Raw genomic sequence first — 23,114 nt, forward strand, 5'->3', positions numbered from 1 at the left:
ATTTTTTAGTTTATAAAATTGCAGAAATAATGACTTGACTTAATATTTTTACTTATGATACTTTTCAACAAACAAAAAAAGACCGCTAAACGGTCTTTTTGATCGATTAATAAAGTTAAACACCTTTTCTCTTCATTTCTCCCCAACCTTTTTTTTGCCCTAAGAATATGCTGATTATTGCTACTACACGCCAATAGGTCAAAATTGGACGATACCAAATTGCTTCTGTCAACGAATAGAAAAATAAACGGTTTAACTCACTAATTTTTTTATATTTTTCTAAGCGCCATTCTTCTAATAAAACTGCACTAACGGAGAAGAATGAGCCATAGATGATCATGAGGATTAAAAACGCAAAGGAGTACAAAATATTTATATTGTGCATAGTGATGTTTATGATTAATGAAACATAACCTAAAAACTCAATAATTGGGCCTAAAAATTCAACGAAGAAAAAATATGGCATTGCAATAAATCCGATTGAACTGTAATTTTTATTAAAAATCATTTTACGATGAGCCCACAAACTTTCAAATAATCCACGGTGCCATCTTACTCTTTGGTTTTTTAAATATTTGAATGAATCTGGTGCTTCAGTATAACAAACTGGATCGGCTACATACTCGATTTTTGCTCCCCAATTTTCTTCAATGTTTTTACGGTGAAGACGAACTACGAGTTCCATATCTTCACCAATCGTATTCGTTAAATAGCCTCCTACTTGAATGACTCTTGACTTTTTAAATACACCAAATGCTCCAGATATTATCAATAATAAATTCTTATTACTAAGTCCAATTCGTCCAATTAAAAAAGCTCTCATATATTCGATAACCTGCATTACTACAAGTGGATTTTTCGATAGAAGCATTTCATTTACTTTTCCAAGCGAGGTTTTACTTCCATTTGCAATTAACACGTTCCCACCAGTAGCAAGTATTTCGTCATCTGTATTTTCAATAATCGGTTTCATAATTTTAATGAATGAGTCAGAATCAAGGATTGTATCGCCATCAATAGAAGCAAAATAAGGATACTTACTAAAATTAATTCCAGCATTTAATGCATCAGCTTTTCCACCATTTTCTTTATCAATTAGAAATACGAAGGGATAAATTTCTGATTGATATACATATACCCTTCATCCTCCTGCTTTTTATGATGCACTATCTGAGTATAATCAAAAAGCTAAACAACCACTTTATTTAATTCACGGTGTTTGGATTAATGAGGAAAAAATGAATTCATTAGGGGATATTTACAATGAGAGCCTAACTAAAGAGTTTCAAAATGATATAAGGCAATCTGTTGATGTAATTCATGGGAAAGCGAACATCCCTCAAAAACTAGGTCACGCTTCGGGTCAATATCATTCAAATATTTCAGAATACGTTATTGGATGGATTTTAGGTATTGAGTGGGACCCAAATATGATGAAATCGACAAATGATAAACATAAAGATAATGTTGACTTTAATGGCCAGTACTTTCAAACAAATAATGCGACTCCATTTGAAGTTTGGCTTGCAGGTATATTAGATGATACCGTGAAATATGAAACAGAAAAATATGCATGGCAACGTCCAATTAGTTTTGCGAATTGGGTAACTACCGATCCAATTCATCATCCAAATGAACCAATGGAAAATGAAGATATGGTTTCATTAGATCCGAATCATGTCATTCCAAAGTCAACATTATATCCTGGATACTTTGCTTCATATCATGTATACCCATATTACCCGGAATTTTTAAATTATGAACTAGCTTATACGAATTATATTGATTCCCGAGGTAAGAAGAATAGTTATGCTGGATATTTAAATAATCTAAGGAAAGTACATACTATGCCAGTTTTAATTTCAGAATTTGGGGTACCATCTTCTAGAGGTATGACTCATCGAAATCGTTATGGATGGAACCAAGGGTTTCATAATGAAACAGAGCAAGGACAAATTACTGCTAATCTTTTCGAAGATATTCAATTTGAGGGAATGGCAGGTGGAATTGTATTTTCGTGGCAAGATGAATGGTTTAAACGAACATGGAATAATATGGAATTAGATGATCCTGAACGCCGACCATTTTGGTCAAATGTACAAACAAGCGAACAGCAATTTGGTTTACTATCTTTTGATCCTAACAGTTCAAAACATGTCATTTCTGTAGATGGTGACTCAAGTGATTGGAAAAAAAATAAAATCAAATCAGCTAATATGAAAAATGCTAATTTTATTAATACTCTTGATCAAAACGACAACGAACGGAAATTAAAGAATTGGTCAATGTCTAGCGACGAGCGATCAATTAATTTCCTCTTAAATTTTGAAAAAACTAAACAACCTTTTGATTGGTCTAAAACAGGAGTTATGCTTTTACTTGATACTATTCAAGGACAAGGTCAACATCAACTTCCAAATAACAAGTCGGTTAAAACTGAAAATGGAATTGATTTTGTAATTGACTTAAATGGACCTAATGATTCTCGTGTTCTTGTCGATAGCTATTATGATCCATTTTATTATGAATACGCCAATCTTTTACATTACGCGCCAATTGAACCGAATGTAAATGTGAAAGATAATGGCCTCTATCATAAAGTCATGCTTGGATTAAATCGACCACTAGTTATTCCAAATTTAAACGGGAAATCTGTAAATTTGCCTTTGGAGTTTTATGAAACAGGTAAATTAATGTTCGGAGATGGAAACCCACTTCATAAAGATTTTAACTCTTTAACTGATCTATCCCACAACAAGAAAGATCATGTATTAGAAATCCGTATCCCTTGGCAATTATTAAATGTAAGAGATCCAAGTACACGTGAAATAATGGGGGATATATGGAAAGGTGGATTAGAAAGCAAGAAAAATATAAAAAAAATTCAAGTAGCTATTGTTACTTATCGTCCAACTGAATCAAATAAGGAACTATCCTATTCAACTGTTAGACAAAAAAATGGAAAACTTTTAATGGATGATTTTTATTCTTATACTTGGAAAAAATGGGATAAGCCTAGATATCATGAACGTCTAAAAAAATCATACTTCATCTTGAAAGATACTTTTCTAAAAGCAGATCCAATTAAATAACCAAATCAAATTAATGCCCCCGATTTTTTTTCGGGGGCATTAGCATTCTTATTTTTTGTAAATATTTGCTTGAAGAATGTTCTTACATTTTTTAATCTTTTGTTTGATTTGCAAGTTTTCAAAGAAATATACTTCTGTACCTGACCAAATAAAAACCCAACATACAATGCTTAATATTCCTCCAATATAGGCATGACTTTTTTGAAGCTTTAAGTAGAACAATCCAATGATAATACCAAGCACAAATAAAATAATGGACTTTTTAATATTTCTAGCATAAATCCGTTCATCAGTTTTCATAAGATTAGTAAAAGAGTTCACAGTCGCTGTTTTTAAGACATTTTCATCAAATTCAGTTTGACCATCAAATAGTAGCTCGATATTTTTTCTTTTAGCATTATGTAATTTAGATAATATAAAATCTTCTAATTCAGAGCTTAAGTGTAAATAGTCATGGCTATAATAACTTGCAAATGGATTATCCGACTCTTTTAAAAAAATATTAATACTTAATTTATCTTCCATTTTAAAACTCCTTTAACACTATTCACTTGAAAAAACGCATTGATCCATTCTCAATGCGTTTTAAATTTAAATTTAATGTGGATTAGTTGGATTAGGAACAATTGGATTAACAGTATTATCTCCACTTTCGTTTCCTGTACCCGGCGTTTGTTCACCTGGCTTCGTACCTTCTCCTGTACCTGTCCCGGTTCCAGTTCCATTCCCTTGCTCATTTCCAGTTCCCTGTCCATTTCCTGTTCCAGTGCCAGTTCCTTGTCCACCTTCATTTGCTGGTGGTGTCGTTGGTTGTTCAGTTGAAGATAAATCAACGGTAACTGTAACAGGTCCACTCTTACCTTGAGGATTCGCAGCAATAATTGTTATTTTCACAATATCTCCAGGGACAATTCCATTAATACTTGTTGCTGTACCCTGAATTTTTTGAGTTTGTCCCGCTGCACCGTTTACAGTATAACTTACTTCAAAAGACGTTTTTTGAAGCAGATTTGCTGGATACGTCCAATTTAATGAGATATTACTTGTAACTGGGTCATAGTTTGCCTTAACATTTTTTACAGACTCAATCACAATATCTTTAGGAATATCATCTACTTTTTCTCCGCGAATGTATAATTCATTTCGAATTTCTTCAACTGATGAAGGCTTTCTAAATATTGCGTTTCGATCTCCATTAGCAGCTAACATATCCCTTGCAATGAATTTTGCAATATTCGTTGAACCTTTACCAAGAAAATTATTCTTTTTATTTTTTTCATACCCTGTCCAAACAGCCATTGTAACATCAGAAGAATATCCTATAAACCAACTATCACGAGTTGCGTTATCCGGAAATCCGTATTTTTGTTTTACTTCATCAGAGTAGTTTGTCGTACCTGTTTTACCTGCCATATCAAGACCTGGTACATTAGCTCTTTTACCAGTACCAAGTGGTGTTTTTACTACATCTCGAAGCATATCTGTTATCATATATGCAGTATAATCACTCATTACTTGTTTAGGCTCAGTTGAAAATACTTTTTCAGTATTATCAGGGTAAATAATTTTTTTAACGGAGTGTGGCTTATTATAGATTCCACCATTACCAAAGGCAGCATATGCTCCTGCCATCTCCATCGCTGATACACCTGTGAATCCACCTATCGAATAAGATTCATAATATGTATTTTTCGAAAAATTAAACCCTAAACCATTCCCAAATTCTCTAGAACGATCGGCTCCTACTGCCTGGAAAGTCTTTAATGCAGGAATATTTCGTGAATCAACTAATGCTAATCGAATTGAAATATCACCTTTATATTTTCGATCCCAGTTTCTAATAGGTGTACCATTCGAATAACTATAAGGCTCGTCAAGAATTTGATGATAAGTTGACCATTTTAAATACTGAATAGCTGGGCCGTAATCTAGTACAGGTTTAATTGAAGATCCCGGCTGTCTTTTTATATCAGTAGCGAAGTTTAAACCGCCAGTACTTGTATTTCTTCCAGCACCGACTGCTCGAATTTCACCCGTTTTCGTATCTAATAATACAAATCCAGTTTGAAATTCATCACTGGGATAGAAGCTTTTTCCTCTACTTAATATTTCATCTGCTGTATCTTGGGCTTTAGGATCTAATGTTGTTTCAATTGTTAGTCCATCAGTATAAACATTTGCATCACTGTTTTTTTCTACTTCATTTACGACTACATCAATAAATGAATTGTATTTTGTACCACCAGATTCATGAACTTTTACTAATGATTTCATTGAAATTGCTTTTGCATTTGTATATTGTGCCTCTGTAATATAACCATATTTTTTCATTTGACTTAAAACAGTATTTCTACGGTTTTGTGACTCAATAGGGTGCCTTGCAGGATTATAGTTATTTGGACTTTTCACCATTCCTGCTAATGTAGCTGCTTCTGGTAGTGTAATTTTTGATAAATCTTTACTAAAATAAGTTTCACAAGCTTTGGCTACACCATAAACCCCTCGCCCTTTAAGACCATTCGAAAAGTATACTTTATTTAGATACATTTCTAATATTTGATGTTTTGAGTATCTTTGTTCTAATTTAAAAGCCAAGTACATTTCTTGAACTTTCCGCTTTATGGTTTTTTGAGAAGATAAAAATGAGTTTTTTACTACTTGCTGGGTGATTGTACTTCCACCTTGCGAGCCAAAACCTCCAGTTATATTCGCTAAAACAGCACCGAATACCCGTCGGATGTCAACTCCTTTATGCTTATAAAACCGCACATCTTCAGTAGCAATAAATGCGTCTTCTACAACTTTAGGAATTTCATTATAGGACACCTTTGTTCGTTGTTCTCTACCTAATTCGGCTACAACTTTACCATCTTTATCAACAATAGTAGAAGATAACGGTACTTTGAGTTTTGATTCATCTAGAGCAGGTGCTCCACTAACTAAATATGAAAATATTCCTACACCAATCAGTATGAAAACAATTACGATTGATAATAATGTTACAGTAATTTTTTTCCACAAGCCTTCAGACTTATCGGAAATTTTTGAAGGCTTTTCCAGCCGTTTACGTTCCTCTCGCGAACGGTATTCATCTGCCATCTTAGTTCGCCTGCCTTTTTAGTAAAATAGAGCTTTTTAGGGCAAAAATTATACTTTTTATTTAAATCATTTTATAAATAGTAGTATTTTCTACACGCTCTACTTTCATGTACTGAAGAATATCTTTCTAAATAAAAAAACAGATAAACCGCTTTTTAAGGTTCATCTGTTTCGTAAAATCTAATTAATTATTCAACTTCCATTAGACGAAAACGTCTTTTCAATAAAATCAATTACTTTCTTAGTATATGGTTCCGGTTCTTCAATAAATGTTGTAATATGTCCATGTTCTGTCAGCCATAATGTTTTTTCATTATCATTAGGGATTTGATCATAGATCATTTCACTACTACTAAATGGTACTTTCAAATCATTCTTTCCATGAATTAATAAATAATTTGTTGAATTTCCTTTTTGAACTGAAATGACAGGAGACACTTCTTTTGGGTCAATCTTTAATAAATGTTTCATCGAACGTAAAATGATTGAAGTAAAAGGTTTTTTAGGTAATTTAGACCAGACACTTAAATTATCTTCCAAATAAGTCTGTAAATCATGGAATGGACTGTCTGCTATAACTCCTTTAATTTGCGGATGAAGGCTACCAACGAGTAAACATGTCGCCCCTCCCATACTCCATCCAAGCAAAACAATTTCTTGTTGATTTCGTTCGTTAATCACATATTCTACTGCCGATGATAAATCATGCTGTTCATAATAGCCAATTCCAGTTGTTCGTCCACCTGATTTTCCACTATTACGGAAGTCAAACATCAATACATTATACCCACGATCATGAATTGATTGCACAATTCGGAGACCGTTAATCTTTTTTTGACTTCGTTCATCTGTGTACCCGTGTGCAGTTATGACAGTTTTACCTGTAGGATTTTTTGCTGGTATCCACCATCCTCTTATCACAACTTGATCTAGATTACTCTTAAATTCAACCTCTTCAAATTGCAAATTGTAATCGGCAGGTGTTTGTTCAGTTTTTCGTCTAAATGGATGCGTTAAGATTAAACCGACTAGTATCGGTATGAGGAAGAACAAAACCGGAGACAAAATTACCATCCAAATTAAAAGCTTATTTATTTTTTTCCGTTCCATCTTGCACACTCCTTTTGTCTGTTAGCCAAATAGAAGTTCTTCTATTTAAATTATGAAATATGTTAGACTTTGTTAGTCTTAATGAACTCTTATTTATGTATTTATTGTATCTTGTTAAGTTCCTGCTTATCAATAGATACGATAAGGGGTGCCAAAATTTCAGTTTAACCGAATTTTTAGGCACCCCAATTAAAGAACTCTATATTTTTAAAATTTACTTATGCGCTAATTTTGTGATTTCTTCCATTATACAATCTTGTAGTTCTTGTTTACATGTTAATATAACTAATGTTGTGATAGCGACTAAATAAATTTAAAGTAACATATAAGGTTTAGAGTAAATTCTCGATATTATGTATTTTTTGTGATTAAATTCACAATAATAGGTTTTGAGAAACTTTGTTTGAAGTTATTAAAACGAGCCTTCCTATTTCTTTTTATCAGTTCGGACAATCAAACCATTACTAGTCATAATTTTGATATTAATATGGAAAATCCAATTAGTTTACTGCTAGAAAGTGTAATAGCAACGATCGCGCTAATTAGCTTAATCGTTGCCATCATCAACATTACTTCTAATAAGAAGTAATCGTCCTTCCCCAAGGACATAGTTGTCAACCGTATCACTACGGATGTAGTACTTAAGTTTGGTGTTACCAGCACCAAACTCTTTTTTATTATACCCATATTACATCATAATTTATAATCAATTCTAAGAACTTATTAAGCAATCGCATAGTAAATTGCTAATCCTAATCCAGTTCCATTTTCTTTTGATGTCTCATTTCCCCTATGAACTATAGGATAAATATAGAAGGACATAGTTTTATCTTTTATAATTTACTCATACTTATATATTTAATGATTAATTCATTTGATACCTACTCACTAATATTTTTTGAACAGTACATGATCTACACCTGCTGATTTCACAAAATTAACAACTCCTTTTCTAATTTCCAAATTGTTCATTTTCCTTCGCTACTTCATACGCTTCTTTTGTATCGATATCGAAAAAGTCCCACTTATTCTCAATTTCCACTAATAAACCTTCTAAGTTAGCATGATTCCGAATAAAAGCTCTTGCCCCTTCATCTCCATTTAACATGAATAGATCAGTTAGCGTATTAGGTGACAGTATGATTGGAGGTCTAGGAACACCTCGGAAGCTTGCTGCTAAAAAAGGAATTGTTGAATTCTCACTTACACGCTTTAAATAATTTTGATGCAATATATTAATAGTTTGAATCGATAAAAAAGGTTGATCAGCAAGGAGGATCATTATCCCTAAAGGCTTTGTTTTTAGAGCTTGAGTTAAACCACATTTCAAAGAGTATGATTGTCCCTTGTTAGCACTGGTACATGGTACATGCGTCCAAAAATTTTTATTGGGTTTTTTAAAAAGATCTTTGCTAATCCAATTTAGTGAATCATTTTCTTTTGTAACGACAAAAACATGGTCAATATTAGAATTGATAAATTTACGCAAACCAAAACTCCCAATTGTAGAATTACCTAATGGAAGAGAAATTTTATTCTGACCCATTCTTTTACTACTACCTGCAGCAAGTAAAATTGCAATGATCCTACTATTGTTCATGCTTAGTCTTCTTTATTCTTTGTCTCTGAATTAATTCACTAACAATACTGATTGCAATCTCTTCTGGGCCCTCAGCACCAATTTTTAGTCCAGCTGGACTATTTATTTCTGAATCTACTTGTTTACCATCTAAAAGTCGTTGTATTCTTTTTTTTCCACCAAGAACTCCTAAATACTTAAGATTAATATTTAAAATATGATTTAATATTTCTTTGTCTTTTTGGAATTGATGGGTAATGATTATGGCAGAATCTGATGTAGACAATTGAAGTCTCGGTATAATTTCGCTCGGAAAGCCCACAAGTATTTGATCTGCGTCTGGAAAGTATTCTTTAGAACATTGATCAGCTCGCCAATCGGTTATAGTGACAAAGAATCCAGCTAATGTTGCAAGTTTTACTAAAGGAATCGCATCCTTACCAGCTCCAAACACAAATAAGCGGGGCTTAGGATGAAAAGTATGTAAATACACATTTGTTTTAAGCGGTTCGATCGTTTGGAGTCCACTTTTTTGATTAGTATCATGTAATTCATTTAGTACACTTTTAAGCTGAACTGTATTTTGCTCATTACAATTGCCAAAAAAGGTTTTTTCATCCACTAGGAACAAAGTTTCAACTTTATTATTATCATCCGATAAAATTTTCATCATCGACACGCTCGTACCATTTAATAGGAATGTTTTTAATTCAGTAAGTAAATTAAACATCCTTTCATCAATTGGCTCTATAAGCACAGTTATAATACCGTTACATCCTGCTCCGTTTCCCCAAGATAAATCATCCTCTGCACTCATATCATAAGTAACAGTTTGAGGTGTTTTTCTTACTCTTGTTTCTTGAACTCGATATGACAAATCTGCTTCAAGGCAACCGGCACTTAGTAAGCCAACCTCTTTCCCATTTCCTTTAAATAACATGGAAGTTCCTTCTTTTCGGTATGCTGAGCCTTCTACATGAATAATTGTAGCTAATACATCACCCTCTTTAGATGATGTAATCTCATTTAGTATCTCATGGATACTTTCCATTAGATCCCTCCTAAATAAAATCACGATACAGGCATTTTTAGTAAATATTAATATATAGTTCTATGATGAAAGGGTTATGTCTAGATTCAAATTTAATTAACATAAGAAATAACTACAAAAAAAGATTAACCATAATCTATGGTTAACCGATTATTTAAGTTAAAGTGAAAACTAAAACTTAATACAATATTTTTTATTGTTTTATACCTAGCGCATTCATTCCAATAGTAGCTAGTACAGTTTGTCCATCAATAGTTGGATGTATATCTCCCTTTCTTACATAAGTTGCTTGTTTCTCATCAAATGCAGAAAAAGCATCAGCTATTTTTACATTCTTGTATTTACCTGCAATGCTCGAAATTTTTGGATTAATAATGAGCGATAATAACTGATTTGATAAGTTATGCATCGGTTGATTACTTACTTGAAATGGATTATAAAAATTGTACAAAACAATCTGAGCATCACTAAGTCCACGAATTTCCTTAATTATTTCATTTAAATTATCTGCTAACTTTGGCATCATCGTAGCAATTTTTCCAGTAAGTTGTTCTATATTATTACTTTTTTTCAATGTATGTAATAAATCATTATTTCCTATATCTAAAGTAATATAGTCTGCATGTTTAACTGATTGTCTGAAATTGGTATCATATTTTATTGCTTGCAAAAGATTATCTGTTGTCCAACCTGGAACGCCTAAATCACGTACTTCAAGGTTTGCGTTTTCACCAATAAGAAAAGGGAACGCATAATTTGATGGTATATTATTAGTAGTTCCTAAATTGAAACCAAATGTTATGGAGTCTCCAAGACCTACAAGTTCAATCTTTTCAAAAGTATAAACATTATTATCATTATACTCTTTTGCAAGTGCAGTAGTTGAAAATAAAGAACTTGCTAAAGCAAGAGTAAGAAACGTTATACCAATTTTTCTTCTTCTCAACATATACGCCCCCTTAAATAAGTGTAATAAGTAGACTCTTATTACCTTTTTTATAGATAGTATGTTTTATTAAATTATTTGTCTAAAAGTACAAAATCATGTAACCATTTCCTTAGATTTGATAATAATGGAACGATTTGAGAAATAAAAAAAGCTAACTGTATTAGTTAGCCTTTTTTTTTGATTTAGCTTGACCCATTATAAATTAATTTAAAACTTCTTTTCTCGAACTAAATTTAAATCTCAGCAACCTTTGAAGGGTTATTTAATTTATATTTAACCTCTTTGTTTAATTTCTTATCAACTACTTTACCATCAAATTGATATGATTTACCTACCTCTAACTCGGCTGCCTTTAGAGTTTTACTTAATGAACACCAAGCATTTCCAATTAATAGATCTTGATCTCCTTTGACAGCCACATTTTCCCATATAACAATCTCTTCTTCGCTATCATTAAAATGATTATATTTAGTGCTAAATTCTTTAACCGTGCCATTAAAATGTGACTTATCAGTTGGTAATGTGATTAAAACTTCCTCTTTCTTTTCTTCTTTTTTCTTTGTAGTAGCTTTGGAAGTACTTTCTTTTGACTTTGTTTCTGTTTTCTTCTCCTCACTGTTTTTCGTATCATTTTCACCAACAGTGTAAACTTTCTTAAAGCTTGGGGACTGCATTTCTTTTAAATAAGCAGGATGAATACATGATAAATTGCCATCTTCAAATTCAATGATAATTGTATGATACTCATCCGTAACCCCATAAGTTTCATAGCCAACAAGCTTTACATTTACTTGAAAATCTTGACCTTTGAATAAAAAATCATGTTTTGGATTTTTATTAAATAAGCCCCATGAACGTCCTTTTTCTAAATAATCCTCATCTGACAAAAATTTTGTAAATTCTCCTTTTGGAGGTATGTATTTTATTAACTCAGTCTTCTTATTTTGAACTATATTTTCTGTCATTTTATTTACTCCTTTGGTGAACCTTTTTTATTTCCATTATTTAGTAGTAGTTTTATTAGTTATATGTAGAAATTATAGTTTAGTTTTGAACTTCTTGTCCATCTTATCGTCTAAAGAATTAAATTTTTGATATATATTACGGTACGTGAAATTGTTAAAATTGAATTGCTGTTTATTAAGAATATTGATTTTTAAAATATAAAATGTTTTGACTATAAATTACGGTGAGTGAAATTTCTTTTTTAAACTACATTACTCTCAAGTAACTAAAATACAAAAAACGCCGATTTTTTAACCGGCGTTTTTAAAAACTAAAATTCCACCTTATCGAAATGATAACAATTTGTTAAATAGGACGATTTTGAGTTTACGACTAACTTTTGGCAATAATCTTCTAAAACTTTTGGTCCTGTAACAAATTTACTCATCGCAAATGTACCTTTTCGATATTGGTCTGTTCGATCCCTTGAACTATCAAATCGATAATAAATTAGTTTTCCATTATATTGATATTCGGTAATCACTGGATCACCTTTTGAAGTAAATTCAACAAATCGAATAAAGTCAGGCTTCTTTTTTTTCACATTATTAATAAATTTTTGTATCCGTTCATTATGATTAGTCGTTCTTCCTATTATTAATATATCTCCATTTTTTAGCGCTTCTTCTTTACTATAGGATGCCGGGATTTTGTTAGTTGCTTTTTCTCCATAATTCTCGATTTCTTTTTTTAACATTTCTTTCGTATATACACTAGCCTCTGCTACCATGAAATGATCAAAGGAAAAACCAAGAAATATTAAAAGCATAAACGATATGATTGATTTATACATTTTGCCCTCCAATATTACAATTAATAATATTGGTTAGTTTTTCCATTCTATTATAACTTATGCAATTGGCAAAAAAGTCCACCTTTCGTATAAAGGTGGTATTTTTTTTATGAAGAGTATGAGCTATAAGAACTTGAATGTCTACGATGGTGACGTCTGGATGATGAAGAGTGTCTGTATTGATGCCTTGAAGATGAGTGATCATGACGTCTTTTATGTTTTCGATGACGGCGATGAGAACTTCCAAACAATGATTTAAAAAATCCTAACTGGAGAGTTTCTTCTTCAAGTGAAAATCGACCGACGTCAACAATTCGAACTTCACCATCATTCGATAACATTAAATTATGATTATGCAAGTCGAATGCATTTAAACCAGCGTTTTGAGCATCAAAGATCGCTTGATTAATTTCTATTTCATATTGTATACGTAAATTTTTACTGTGGCCATCTAATTGATAAAAAGTTTCACCAAATACTCGATCACTTACCATAAAATCATTCGTAAATGCATGAACTTTTGGATAGTATATACTTCGCTCTAGAAGGTGAAGTTTCATTCCGTCATCTCGACTTTTTCCATCTTCCTTAAATACTTTTATTACATAATTGTCTCTAGTGTAAACATCTCCATCTTTTCCACTTGCTAAGTATTCAAAGTGATCTGCATATTCACCGAATAAAGTAAAATCATGAATTTCTTGTAGAAGTGATTGTTTCATTCATAAGCCCCTTTCAGCTTGTATATATTCTAAAAGTTAAGTCATCAAGATTAGAATTTTCTATACAAATATATTCTTTAAAAACATTCTTTTTACCTACCAACCATTTGATTTATAAAAAAAGTTTTCTTTAATGTAGTAATTTGTATTAGCTATGATTTTTGGGGATAATACCCTATTAACAGAGAAGATGGCTATACTTAAATACAAAAAAAGTGTTTTAGCAAAAGGAGTTAGTAAATATGCATGAAATAATTATGAGCTTAATCGCAGGTTTAATTGTTGGAGTTGTATTTACACTCATTAAATTACCAATTCCAGCACCACCTGTATTTTCATCAATTTGTGGAATTATAGGTGTATGGGGTGGGATGAAGTTAGTTCAGCTATTTTTATAAATAAACCTTTCTTTATTTAATGATATTTTTAAACTGATTGGAAACAATAAGATTGCAAATTAGAAATTATTCTACGTTTTTGTAGTTTGGAGGAAAATAAATGTCATATATTTTCGCAATCATTGGCATTATCTTGATATTTGCTATTTGTTGGTTAATGTCTAATGATAAAAAGAACATTAATTATAAAGCTGTTGCAATTATGTTAGTAGTTCAATTGATTTTAGCTTGGTTTATGCTAAAAACCTCAATTGGAAGAACAGTTTTACAAAAGATCGTCTCATTCTTTAATAAAGTTTTATCTTTTGGTAACGAAGGTATTTCATTTGTATTCGGCGATTTATCGACAAAGGGTTATTTCTGGATTAACGTTTTAATGATGATCATATTCGTATCTTCATTATTATCAATTTTGACTTACACAAGAATACTACCTTTAGCAATTAAATATATCGGTGGTGCCGTTGCAAAAGTTACGGGATTACCAAAGATTGAGTCATTCGTTGCTGTAAATAGTATGGTATTCGGTGATACAACAGCAATTCTTTCTGTTAAAACGGAATTACATAAACTTACACCTAACCGATTATTTGTTGTCGTTACATCTTCGTTAGTAGCGGTATCATGTTCGATCTTAGGTGCGTATATGCAAATGATTCCTCCTGAATATGTACTAGTTGCACTCCCTATCAACGTGTTCTCTGGTTTAATTCTTTCTTCAATGGCATGTCCTGTTACATCAGAACAAGATGAAGATATTAACGTCAAAGAAATGATTAAAGAAAAGTCATTATTTGAAGCCATCGGTAACGGTGCACTTGATGGTGGTAAAGTTGCCTTAATTGTAGGGGCAATGTTAATTACTTACATTGGATTACTTGCAATGATTAATTTCGTATTCAATTCGATTATCGGAATGACATTTACTGAAATTTTAGGATATGTTTTTGCACCTGTTGCTTTCATTATGGGTATCCCAACAGATGAATTAGTACGTTCAGGATCAATTATGGGTACAAAAGTTGCTGCAAATGAGTTTGTTGCGATGCTTGATTTCCAAAAAATCATTCCTAATTTATCTACAAAAACGGTTGCAATCGTGTCATCATTCTTAGTATCATTTGCTAACTTTTCATCAATTGGAATTATCTATGGTGCAATTGCTGCTATTGATAAAAAGCAATCAGAGCTTTTTGCTAAATTTGGATTAAAAGTATTATTAGTTGCTACACTAGGTTCAGTTTTAACAGGAACGATTGTAGGATTATTTGTTAGATAATACTTTAGTTCATAAAAAATTTTAAAAAACACAACAGCCGAATCTATTTATTAAGTTTTCGGCTGTTTTATTTTATTTCATCTTTTTAACTTCACGAATTGTAATTTGGATACACAAAACAATTACCTTACCAATCGAATTATTAAAAAATACTTTATTAAAGATACATTTCTTGGTAGAGCCCATTCTATTGATCCCCTTCCCCCTTCTGATAAATATCCGTTGTTTTCTATAATGGCAGAGTAATTCCTGCAGAATAACGGTTATTGTTGCAGATTTGATTAACGTTCAAATATTGTTTTCAATCATCCTAGCTTAATAAAGGTAGATTTTTTATCCATTTAAAAAAGCGCAATGTTTTTTGTCACTCAATTTAAGGAAATACATTTACATTATCTTCATATCATAATTCCCCCTAGAGAATAGTGTTTTTACCTTTCTTTTTCTTAATAAGTAAACAAAGTTTTTTTAAAAAAATTATATTACGGTACGTGAAATTTCTAAAAATACGAAGACATTTTAATATTTGTATTGTTAGTATTCATTTTGAAATAAATTGTTCAAAGAATAACATATTAAACAACCTAAAATCTCGTTAATATAATCTTATGTTTATTTAGTAAAAATCTATATTTGTACTGATTGATTATTGTCTTTCATACTTAGATATTGAAAGTACTTAACCATACCAGTTTTAAGGAGCTTTTTAATTATGCAATTTATTACAATTCTCACCCTTTTCTTATGTACCTTTTTCCCACTCTTACATATGATAAATGCACTTCCAATCTTTTCTAATCGAAAGAAACGAAAACAAAGCCTATTACGAACAAATAAAAGTATCAGCATACTTATACCATGCTATAACGAGGAAAGTATTATCGAAACAGCTATAAAAGGTATAAATAGATTAGATTACTCAACAAAAGAAGTTATTTATATTAATGATGGATCACAAGATGGAACCATGAAAGTTTTACATAAACTCCTTGGTCTTACACCGGAAAATCGAAAAATAGCAAATCAGTTAAATAGTAATAAAATCAAAAACTTTTATAAATCGACTATTTACCCTAATGTATTCGTTATAGACAAAGAGAATGGTGGAAAACATGATGCCTTAAACGCTGGAATCGAATACTCAAAAAATGAATTAGTCGTAACTTTAGATGCAGATAGTATTCTTGCAAACGACGCATTGCATATTCTAAATGAAGTTTTTCAAGATCCTGATGTATTAGCAGCAGGCGGAATGGTACACCCCCTTCAAGGTGTCCAGTTTAATCAAAAAAATATCGAGCGTACTTTATCCGTAAAGCATGTCATTCGATTTCAAATTTTTGAATTCATAAAAGGATTCTATATTAATAGAGTATCTCTTGCGAAATTCGATGCACTCTCCGTTATTTCTGGGGCATTCGGGGTTTTTAATAAAGAAATTTTATTTAAAGTTGGTGGATACAGAAAGACTTTAGGAGAAGATATCGACATAACATTAAAATTCCAACAATACATTTTAAAAAATCCTGGTAAAAAAATGGTTTTTGTCCCAAATGCTGTATGTTATACAGAGTGTCCGGAAACCTGGAAGGATTTATTTAAGCAAAGAATTCGTTGGCAAAAGGCCTTTATTGATTGTGTCATTTATTATTTTCCGATGCTTATAAAGACATTTTTATTTCGCACTGTTTCCTTCTTTATGCTAGTTGATTCTTTTATTTTAGGTACTGTTGCTATTTATTTTACAATCTTTAATTTTGGCTATATGTTGTTTACAAATATAGGACATGCTCAAAATCTACTATTATTCTATTTGCTTGGTGTCGTATCTTTAAATTTAGTCTACAGTATATTTGCTATGTATTTGGCTAATTATTATGGCGTTAAATTTAAAGGCAAAGAAAAGATAAGATTATCGGTCACTATTATTTTAGACTTATTTGTCTATCGTTTTGTAACATTATTTTTTGTACTAATTGGAACTGTTTCCTATTTTATAAACCGTAATGATTGGAACAAAGTTTCACGATCTGGAAGAATTTATGAGTTAGATAAGGATAAAGGAATGATGAACGTTGGATAAAAAACTTGTTATTGTATATGCTGTTCTAATTTCATCATTTTTGATAGCATATCCGTTTATGAAAAGTAGTGCATCTTATTTGTCAGTGCCTAAACCACAAAATGATTTGATGCAAACTACAAATTGTAAAACTTTGCAAAGTAAAGTACAAACACCACAAGAAATTAAAAAAAACCAAAATAAAGCAAACATTATTTTTACAATGGATGATGGATGGGAAACGCAATTTACGAAAGGTTTTCAAATCTTAAAAGATAATGATATAAAAGGAAGCATTGCTGTCATACCTTCAAAAATAGGTACTGAAGGGTATATGTCATTACGTCAATTAAATACTTTATATCGTTCTGGTTGGGATTTGATGAATCATACAAAAACACATCGACATTTAGCAAGCTTAAATAAACAAGAGCAAAAAAGTGAATTAAACGATGCACGCCAATGGCTAGATCAACGCTGTTTTACAAGAGCAAGTAATATCGCTGTTTATCCATATGGGTCTTATAATCAAGATACATTGAAAATCTTACAGGAAGAACATTATCGAAGTGCTCGCACCATAAAGGACGGAATACAAACAAACAATATTAAAAAATATGAAGTTCGTACGGTAAATTTACTTCCTACTACTGACATTTCATGGGTCAAAGATCAAATTGACTTAGCAATTAAGACGAAACAATCAATTGTATTTACAAACCATCGATTTGAAAAAAAAGCCGATAAAGCTCAAATGAATTTTGATCCAGAAAAATATAAAACGATTGTTAATTATGTCGTAAGTAAAAAAGATGAATTAAACATTTTGACCTATTCTGAATGGCTAGATTTAAAAGAAATCAATTAACTTTGTCTCTTTTTACTGGAACAAACAAAAAAAGCTGCATTGGCAGCTTTTTTTCTTATAAATAATAATAAAATAGGAGAGTGGGAATCAGTTAACTTACTTTCCTCCCTCTCTCCTATTAATAAACCTGAATGATTTTAACTTACTTGAATATCTGATTCATCCATTTTCATTTTATTTAATTTTGATTTATTTATGATATACTCGACGATTATACAAACTATAAGAACACCTAATAAAATTGCAGATGCGATTTGTGTTCCATTCGCTAATCCTAATCCGCCTTTTTCTTGAGGTTTAATTAGGAAATCTCCGAATGTTGCTCCGAACGGTCGTGTCAGTACGAACGCTGCCCAAAATAAAAATACTCTATTTAAATTTGTAAATCTGTATGCTAAAAGAATTAATAAAATTAATCCGCCTGTAAGCATAGCCCCTTGTGCAATAGTTAGGCCTAATCCTTGTTCTAGGTAATTGCCACCACTTGCTAATGTACCTACACCTTCAGATTTATGAGATAAAAAATCACCTGCTGCAGTCCCTAATGTATTAGATACGAGAATGGCAATCCAATATAATACCTCTACCCTTTTCGTCGCAATATATTTCACGTTTAACGTTGGCTCTGTAAAATACCAAAAAATAAAAATGATAGCAAGTATACTTATTAGTATAAGTGAGCCCTTCATATAACCTAATCCTAATGAACGATCCATATAATCAGAAAACGCTGTTCCAGCAAGACTAGTAGATAGTATAACGGTCCAATAGACAGATGGTACATATCTCTTCACAAACAATTGAATTGTTAAAAAGACTGCGAATACACCTACGAAGAACAAAAAAGGAGTTAAATAATTATCTTCCGTTCCAGGAACAGTTACTAAATCACTCCCCGTTTCTCCTAACGTTGTCGCTGCAATCTTCATGATCCAAAACAATAGTGTCAATTGAGGAATTTTACTAACAGACGACTTTACAATTTTTTTTGCAGATGACATTTAAATATCATTTCCCTTCATATGTAATTTTAAAGACAGTTTATAGTCCCATACAATTATGAAAGGTAAATGAAAATATAGTATATTTTTTAAAAATTTTCCCAAGATTTTTTTACTGTTTTTTAATAAAAAAATTCAAAGTCTATCCAGCAATACCTCAAACAATCCCAATAACTTTTAAGGCAAATCCACGCTTTTCTTCATTATAGTCTCTTTCTAGAACTACAACTAGGCAAATCGCAAACAGTCCTAAAAAATTGGGTAAAGCGTCCTTTTAAGTTCTTATTCTACTAAAATAGAAGTAATTATAATAGTTTAGCCATATAAAACTCATCGAAGCTTTTACCATCTATTAGTAAGGAACTTCTTTTTGTTCCTTCAATTTCATATCCCATTTTTTTATATAAACCTACTCCCGCTTCATTCTGCTTTACAACAGTTAATTCTAATCTGAATATACTATGATTAATTGCCCATTCCTCTAATGCTTGAAATAATTTTGTCCCTATTCCCTTACCTGTATATTCCTCTAAAATTCCAACGACAAGATAGACGGAATGTTTCTTTCTTTTTGCGGTACTACCAATTGCAAACGCATAACCAACTAATATTCCAGAAGTCTCTTCCGCTACAAATATCGTAGAATTTGGTGATTTTTCAATAACTTCTAACTGTTTTCGTTGTTTTTCAGTTGTTAAATTCCTTTCTCCTGCTCCATAAAGCATAAAATCCGCCTGGTTTTCAACTTCTATAATTAGTTTTGCAAAACTTTCTGCATCCTCTACTTTGATTTCTCTAATTTTCACTGTTTACCCACCTTATGTATTGATTTTTTTCACAATTAAATTGCGATTGTACGATTAAGAAAGTGAAGATTCTAATGATCTATGATAGACGAATATCTTCGTTTGTTATAGGATTCTCGTAAAGTTTTGTTCGTACGAATAGCTCTTTAATATTCGATATGTTGGCATTGAATCCCTTTAATTCAAGAAACTGAAACCTTACCAATTCGTGTTGATCGTGACCCATTTAAAAATGGCTTTGTTAAATAGTATTATAGTTTTTCAGGCAAAAAAAATGGGAACGTCTGATTTGGACGTTCCCCGTTCTTATTTCCGTAAAGCACCCGATCATGAAATAAGGTAATTTATTTATTATAACCTTACCAGTGTACTTGAAGTTTATTACCATTTGGGTCATAAAAGTGGAAAAAGGCGTGACCATTATCTTCTTTTATATCCTCGACCTTAACTTGATGATCAATTAAGTGTTGATGAAATTTAGTTAATTCTGGACTTGTAAAGCCAATGCTAAATTCTTGTTTATTATCAATTGTAAAATGTGCAAATGTTTTATCTTCGGTAGGAACTAAGATAAGTAAGAAAGGTCCTTCATTTACTTTTAAAATCGCAAGTTTCTCAGTATTATTTAATAACTGGAGCCCTAATACATCTCTATACCATTGAGCAGAAAGTTCTAAATCATTTACAGGAATTCTTATATAATGTACTTGTTCAATAAATGATTTACTCATAGCCTTGTCTCCTTTATTTAATCTGACATATCAAATAATTCCCTTTCTATCTACCTTTTTCCTCCCGTTAATTGAATTAACCTGCTATTGATTTGGTAAATTATGTCTGCTAACACCATTAAAACTAACTCGCTCTCAGTAAATTTTACAACTGTGCAAGCAAAACAAATAACACATTATTCTTTAATTATGCTTTAAAATTAAATCCTTTTATTTAGGAATTTGGTTAATGCCTCAACTATCAAGTTATGATCATCCTCCTGAGCTAAACCCGAAACTGTAATAACACCAATTACGCCCGATCCTATAATTTTAATAGGAAATGCCCCACCATGTGCAGCAAACTCATATGGACTGGCTGCGTAAAATTCATTATATGATCTATTTTTCATTTCGTTGTAAAGTCTCATATAATAAGAACTGCAATGATGACGGAGAACAATATTAGATTTTCGCTTGATCCATAAATCTTGGTCTGGCGATGTATGATCCATTGCAAAATGGAATATACTTTGACCATTTTTCAAGATATTTATAGCAACTGGTTTATCAAACCTTTTAGCTGCTTCAATAATTAACAAACCAATTTCTAAAGCATCCTTATTTGAAAAACTTTTAAATAGTAGATTTTCTTCTTGTTTCCTTACCTCTTCAAGTTTTTGTTGAATTGTTTTCTCTTCCATACAACCTCCAATTATAGATCGATCACTTTCTTTTCTTCGCTACTTTTAAGTGCTGCTTCAATGATTTTAATAACAGATAAGCCTTCTACACCTGTAACGGGAGGATTTGAACCATTTAAAATACTTTCAGCAATTTTCTTGTAATAAGTTGTATATGAGCCTGGTATTGTTTCAATCGTGTCTTCCACTTCTTTTTCACCGTTAATAGAATAGAGCTTTCCATAGAATTGTGCTTCATCAGTTCCCCATGTTTGTTCAGTTGGTTTTTTACCTTCTTTTAGTGCAGCTTCTTGTCCATCTATTCCATACTTAATAAAGCTACCTTTGTTTCCATGTACTTGAAAACGTGGTCCATTACTTGGGATGATGGAACCAGAATGTAAGATTACACGTAGCTTGTCATATCCTAAAATAATATGGAAATAATCATCTATTTCTGCATTTTCTCTTTGTGCAAATACATCCGCAAAAATGGATTGAGGCTGTCCAAAAAGGGTTAAAGCTTGATCAATTAAATGTGAACCTAAATCATATAACATGCCAGAACCAGGACCTTGCTTTTCTCTCCATCTATTTCTTACTTCCGGTCTATAACGGTCAAAATGAACTTGATAAGTATTGATTTCTCCTAGCACACCTTCATTTATTAACTTTTTAACTGTTAAAAAGTCGTTATCCCATCTTCTGTTATGATAAACGCTTAGTACTCGATTCTTTTCTTCAGCAATCTTAATTAGCTCTTCTGCTTCCCATGTTTCCACTACCATCGGTTTTTCTAAAATGACATGTTTACCCGCTGCTAAACTTTGTTTTGCCATTTCATAATGCATACCACTTGGCGTAGTAATGACAACTAAGTCAATCAATTCATCATTTAGAACCTCATCTAAACTGCTTACTACCTCTACATCTCCTAAATCTTTTTGGACATCTTCCTTTTTTGAACTAACAACTTTTATCAATTCAAATTCTTCTAATTCACTAATAAATGGTGCATGGAACGTAGCTCCGGAAAAACCATATCCAACTAAACCAACCTTAATTTTTTTCATCCGAAATCCTCTCTCTTTCCTCTTCTTCTAAACTAATTAAATGAATATTGTATTCGGTTATTTTTCTTTTAAATTCTTCATCTGGATCTTTGTCTGTAATAATGATGTCTATCCCCTTAATATCACATACCTTGTGCAGAAAGACTTTTTCAAACTTTGTATGATCTGCCAATAAAACTACTTGTTTTGCACAACTAATCATTTTTTTCTTTAAAAACGCTTCCTCTTCATCAGGTGAAGTTAGTCCGTCAGTGCTAATTCCACATGCACCAAGAAATAGCTGATCAACTTTGTAGTCATTAAGTGTCTCAATTGTTCTAGGGCCAACTAAATTTCTATTTTTCCGATTAAATTTTCCTGGTAGCATAAAGGTTTGAATTTCTTCATACTCACCTAATAAATCAACTATATCAATTGAATTTGTAATCACATTAACATGTTTACCTGACATAAATTTAGACATGAGTGCACAAGTTGATGATGTATCCATCAATAAGTCACTAGTTTCACGAATAAGTAATGCGGCTCTTTGCGCAATTTTCTCCTTGTCCTCTGTTGTATTTCGTTCTTTATATTCGATTAAATTTCGATTAGAGGTTGGAAGTGTTGCTCCACCCTTTATTCTCAGAATTTCCCCGCGTTCTTCTAGTTTGACGAGATCTCTTCTTGCTGTATCCCTTGAAACGCTAAGCATTTCACATATTTCTTCTAAAGTAATCTCACCATTTGAAGCCAAATACTTTATTATCAAAGCTAATCTTTGTTCTTGATACATAGTTTAAAGCCCCTTTGTGTATGTCCTTAAGTTTGAATTCTAAAGATATTATATATAAT

At 31.6% G+C, this 23,114-nt stretch carries 22 protein-coding genes and 1 pseudogene; 5 read left to right on the forward strand and 18 right to left on the reverse strand.

The genetic code is table 11. The features are described from left to right. Window positions 1-115: 115 nt before the first annotated feature. On the reverse strand, window positions 116-1,117 hold the full coding sequence (locus ACFWM3_RS16760; RefSeq protein WP_390312193.1) for a glycosyltransferase family 2 protein: 1,002 nt from the start codon (window positions 1,115-1,117) through the stop codon (window positions 116-118). 121 nt (window positions 1,118-1,238) lie between these two features. Here ACFWM3_RS16760 and ACFWM3_RS16765 point away from each other — a divergent pair, with 121 nt between their 5' ends. After that, a complete protein-coding gene (locus ACFWM3_RS16765; protein WP_390312175.1) occupies window positions 1,239-3,092 on the forward strand; it encodes a hypothetical protein in 1,854 nt (617 codons plus the stop codon). Window positions 3,093-3,140: 48 nt separating this feature from the next. On the opposite strand, the gene ACFWM3_RS16770 is transcribed toward ACFWM3_RS16765, so the two are convergent. From ACFWM3_RS16770 to ACFWM3_RS16815, 10 genes are all read right to left on the reverse strand, one after another. After that, window positions 3,141-3,617 (reverse strand): hypothetical protein, encoded by a 477-nt coding sequence (locus ACFWM3_RS16770; protein WP_390312176.1) that lies wholly within the window; start codon window positions 3,615-3,617, stop codon window positions 3,141-3,143. 72 nt (window positions 3,618-3,689) lie between these two features. Then, window positions 3,690-6,191: a transglycosylase domain-containing protein gene (locus ACFWM3_RS16775; protein WP_390312177.1), complete on the reverse strand. Its 2,502-nt coding sequence runs from the start codon at window positions 6,189-6,191 to the stop codon at window positions 3,690-3,692. Window positions 6,192-6,383: 192 nt separating this feature from the next. Continuing rightward, window positions 6,384-7,301, reverse strand: coding sequence for an alpha/beta hydrolase (locus ACFWM3_RS16780; RefSeq protein WP_390312178.1), 918 nt, complete (start codon window positions 7,299-7,301; stop codon window positions 6,384-6,386). A gap of 468 nt (window positions 7,302-7,769) precedes the next feature. Beyond that, the gene (locus tag ACFWM3_RS16785) at window positions 7,770-7,910 is read right to left on the reverse strand and encodes a hypothetical protein (RefSeq protein ID WP_156339585.1); all 141 of its coding nucleotides are present in this window, start codon (window positions 7,908-7,910) and stop codon (window positions 7,770-7,772) included. A gap of 343 nt (window positions 7,911-8,253) precedes the next feature. Next, window positions 8,254-8,901 carry an NTP transferase domain-containing protein gene (locus tag ACFWM3_RS16790; protein WP_390312179.1) on the reverse strand — a complete coding sequence of 216 codons (648 nt, stop codon included), beginning with the start codon at window positions 8,899-8,901 and terminating at the stop codon, window positions 8,254-8,256. Further along, on the reverse strand, window positions 8,891-9,931 hold the full coding sequence (locus tag ACFWM3_RS16795) for an XdhC family protein (protein ID WP_390312180.1): 1,041 nt from the start codon (window positions 9,929-9,931) through the stop codon (window positions 8,891-8,893). The genes ACFWM3_RS16790 and ACFWM3_RS16795 overlap by 11 nt, the downstream gene beginning before the upstream one ends. 193 nt (window positions 9,932-10,124) lie before the next feature. Continuing rightward, window positions 10,125-10,877: a GDSL-type esterase/lipase family protein gene (locus ACFWM3_RS16800; RefSeq protein WP_172795383.1), complete on the reverse strand. Its 753-nt coding sequence runs from the start codon at window positions 10,875-10,877 to the stop codon at window positions 10,125-10,127. Between the two features lie 236 nt (window positions 10,878-11,113). Next, window positions 11,114-11,845, reverse strand: a complete 732-nt coding sequence (locus tag ACFWM3_RS16805; protein ID WP_390312181.1) for a hypothetical protein — start codon at window positions 11,843-11,845, stop codon at window positions 11,114-11,116. Window positions 11,846-12,156: 311 nt separating this feature from the next. Continuing rightward, the gene (locus ACFWM3_RS16810; RefSeq protein WP_056465799.1) at window positions 12,157-12,678 is read right to left on the reverse strand and encodes a DUF4362 domain-containing protein; all 522 of its coding nucleotides are present in this window, start codon (window positions 12,676-12,678) and stop codon (window positions 12,157-12,159) included. A gap of 107 nt (window positions 12,679-12,785) precedes the next feature. Beyond that, a complete protein-coding gene (locus tag ACFWM3_RS16815; RefSeq protein WP_390312183.1) occupies window positions 12,786-13,400 on the reverse strand; it encodes a protein kinase family protein in 615 nt (204 codons plus the stop codon). A gap of 242 nt (window positions 13,401-13,642) precedes the next feature. Between ACFWM3_RS16815 and ACFWM3_RS16820 the strand changes: the two genes are divergently transcribed. From ACFWM3_RS16820 to ACFWM3_RS16835, 4 genes are all read left to right on the forward strand, one after another. Beyond that, entirely contained in the window at window positions 13,643-13,798 is a 156-nt protein-coding gene (locus ACFWM3_RS16820; RefSeq protein ID WP_390312184.1) for a XapX domain-containing protein, read from the forward strand. A gap of 100 nt (window positions 13,799-13,898) precedes the next feature. After that, the gene (locus ACFWM3_RS16825) at window positions 13,899-15,077 is read left to right on the forward strand and encodes a NupC/NupG family nucleoside CNT transporter (RefSeq protein ID WP_056465804.1); all 1,179 of its coding nucleotides are present in this window, start codon (window positions 13,899-13,901) and stop codon (window positions 15,075-15,077) included. A gap of 712 nt (window positions 15,078-15,789) precedes the next feature. Next, a complete protein-coding gene (locus ACFWM3_RS16830) occupies window positions 15,790-17,160 on the forward strand; it encodes a glycosyltransferase family 2 protein (RefSeq protein WP_390312185.1) in 1,371 nt (456 codons plus the stop codon). Next, window positions 17,153-18,007, forward strand: a complete 855-nt coding sequence (locus tag ACFWM3_RS16835; protein ID WP_390312186.1) for a polysaccharide deacetylase family protein — start codon at window positions 17,153-17,155, stop codon at window positions 18,005-18,007. The genes ACFWM3_RS16830 and ACFWM3_RS16835 overlap by 8 nt, the downstream gene beginning before the upstream one ends. A 137-nt stretch (window positions 18,008-18,144) precedes the next feature. Here the strand turns inward: ACFWM3_RS16835 and ACFWM3_RS16840 are convergent, their stop codons facing one another. The 7 genes and pseudogenes from ACFWM3_RS16840 to ACFWM3_RS16870 form a co-directional block, all read right to left on the reverse strand. Beyond that, a complete protein-coding gene (locus ACFWM3_RS16840) occupies window positions 18,145-19,008 on the reverse strand; it encodes a COG4705 family protein (protein ID WP_390312188.1) in 864 nt (287 codons plus the stop codon). 305 nt (window positions 19,009-19,313) lie between these two features. Then, window positions 19,314-19,814, reverse strand: coding sequence for a GNAT family N-acetyltransferase (locus tag ACFWM3_RS16845; protein ID WP_390312189.1), 501 nt, complete (start codon window positions 19,812-19,814; stop codon window positions 19,314-19,316). A 79-nt stretch (window positions 19,815-19,893) separates the two neighbouring features. After that, a pseudogene (locus tag ACFWM3_RS16850) lies at window positions 19,894-20,019 on the reverse strand (IS1595 family transposase); the annotation flags it as partial. A gap of 154 nt (window positions 20,020-20,173) precedes the next feature. Next, window positions 20,174-20,545 carry a VOC family protein gene (locus tag ACFWM3_RS16855; RefSeq protein WP_056465813.1) on the reverse strand — a complete coding sequence of 124 codons (372 nt, stop codon included), beginning with the start codon at window positions 20,543-20,545 and terminating at the stop codon, window positions 20,174-20,176. Between the two features lie 200 nt (window positions 20,546-20,745). Further along, window positions 20,746-21,228 (reverse strand): heme-degrading domain-containing protein, encoded by a 483-nt coding sequence (locus ACFWM3_RS16860; RefSeq protein ID WP_390312190.1) that lies wholly within the window; start codon window positions 21,226-21,228, stop codon window positions 20,746-20,748. A gap of 11 nt (window positions 21,229-21,239) precedes the next feature. Then, entirely contained in the window at window positions 21,240-22,280 is a 1,041-nt protein-coding gene (locus tag ACFWM3_RS16865; RefSeq protein ID WP_390312191.1) for an oxidoreductase, read from the reverse strand. Then, on the reverse strand, window positions 22,267-23,055 hold the full coding sequence (locus ACFWM3_RS16870) for a DeoR/GlpR family DNA-binding transcription regulator (protein WP_390312192.1): 789 nt from the start codon (window positions 23,053-23,055) through the stop codon (window positions 22,267-22,269). The genes ACFWM3_RS16865 and ACFWM3_RS16870 overlap by 14 nt, the downstream gene beginning before the upstream one ends. Window positions 23,056-23,114: the final 59 nt, after the last annotated feature.

This window comes from Gottfriedia sp. NPDC058432 (assembly GCF_042721555.1).
Taxonomy (GTDB): domain Bacteria; phylum Bacillota; class Bacilli; order Bacillales; family Bacillaceae_G; genus Gottfriedia.

Bases quoted from the DNA above. Each gene is read 5' to 3' on its own strand.
- ACFWM3_RS16765 (WP_390312175.1), top strand. From the start codon at position 1,239: ATGAATTCATTAGGGGATATTTACAATGAGAGCCTAACTAAAGAGTTT.
- ACFWM3_RS16770 (WP_390312176.1), bottom strand. From the start codon at position 3,617: ATGGAAGATAAATTAAGTATTAATATTTTTTTAAAAGAGTCGGATAAT.
- ACFWM3_RS16775 (WP_390312177.1), bottom strand. From the start codon at position 6,191: ATGGCAGATGAATACCGTTCGCGAGAGGAACGTAAACGGCTGGAAAAG.
- ACFWM3_RS16780 (WP_390312178.1), bottom strand. From the start codon at position 7,301: ATGGAACGGAAAAAAATAAATAAGCTTTTAATTTGGATGGTAATTTTG.
- ACFWM3_RS16785 (WP_156339585.1), bottom strand. From the start codon at position 7,910: ATGTCCTTGGGGAAGGACGATTACTTCTTATTAGAAGTAATGTTGATG.
- ACFWM3_RS16790 (WP_390312179.1), bottom strand. From the start codon at position 8,901: ATGAACAATAGTAGGATCATTGCAATTTTACTTGCTGCAGGTAGTAGT.
- ACFWM3_RS16795 (WP_390312180.1), bottom strand. From the start codon at position 9,931: ATGGAAAGTATCCATGAGATACTAAATGAGATTACATCATCTAAAGAG.
- ACFWM3_RS16805 (WP_390312181.1), bottom strand. From the start codon at position 11,845: ATGACAGAAAATATAGTTCAAAATAAGAAGACTGAGTTAATAAAATAC.
- ACFWM3_RS16810 (WP_056465799.1), bottom strand. From the start codon at position 12,678: ATGTATAAATCAATCATATCGTTTATGCTTTTAATATTTCTTGGTTTT.
- ACFWM3_RS16815 (WP_390312183.1), bottom strand. From the start codon at position 13,400: ATGAAACAATCACTTCTACAAGAAATTCATGATTTTACTTTATTCGGT.
- ACFWM3_RS16820 (WP_390312184.1), top strand. From the start codon at position 13,643: ATGCATGAAATAATTATGAGCTTAATCGCAGGTTTAATTGTTGGAGTT.
- ACFWM3_RS16825 (WP_056465804.1), top strand. From the start codon at position 13,899: ATGTCATATATTTTCGCAATCATTGGCATTATCTTGATATTTGCTATT.
- ACFWM3_RS16830 (WP_390312185.1), top strand. From the start codon at position 15,790: ATGCAATTTATTACAATTCTCACCCTTTTCTTATGTACCTTTTTCCCA.
- ACFWM3_RS16840 (WP_390312188.1), bottom strand. From the start codon at position 19,008: ATGTCATCTGCAAAAAAAATTGTAAAGTCGTCTGTTAGTAAAATTCCT.
- ACFWM3_RS16855 (WP_056465813.1), bottom strand. From the start codon at position 20,545: ATGAGTAAATCATTTATTGAACAAGTACATTATATAAGAATTCCTGTA.
- ACFWM3_RS16860 (WP_390312190.1), bottom strand. From the start codon at position 21,228: ATGGAAGAGAAAACAATTCAACAAAAACTTGAAGAGGTAAGGAAACAA.
- ACFWM3_RS16865 (WP_390312191.1), bottom strand. From the start codon at position 22,280: ATGAAAAAAATTAAGGTTGGTTTAGTTGGATATGGTTTTTCCGGAGCT.
- ACFWM3_RS16870 (WP_390312192.1), bottom strand. From the start codon at position 23,055: ATGTATCAAGAACAAAGATTAGCTTTGATAATAAAGTATTTGGCTTCA.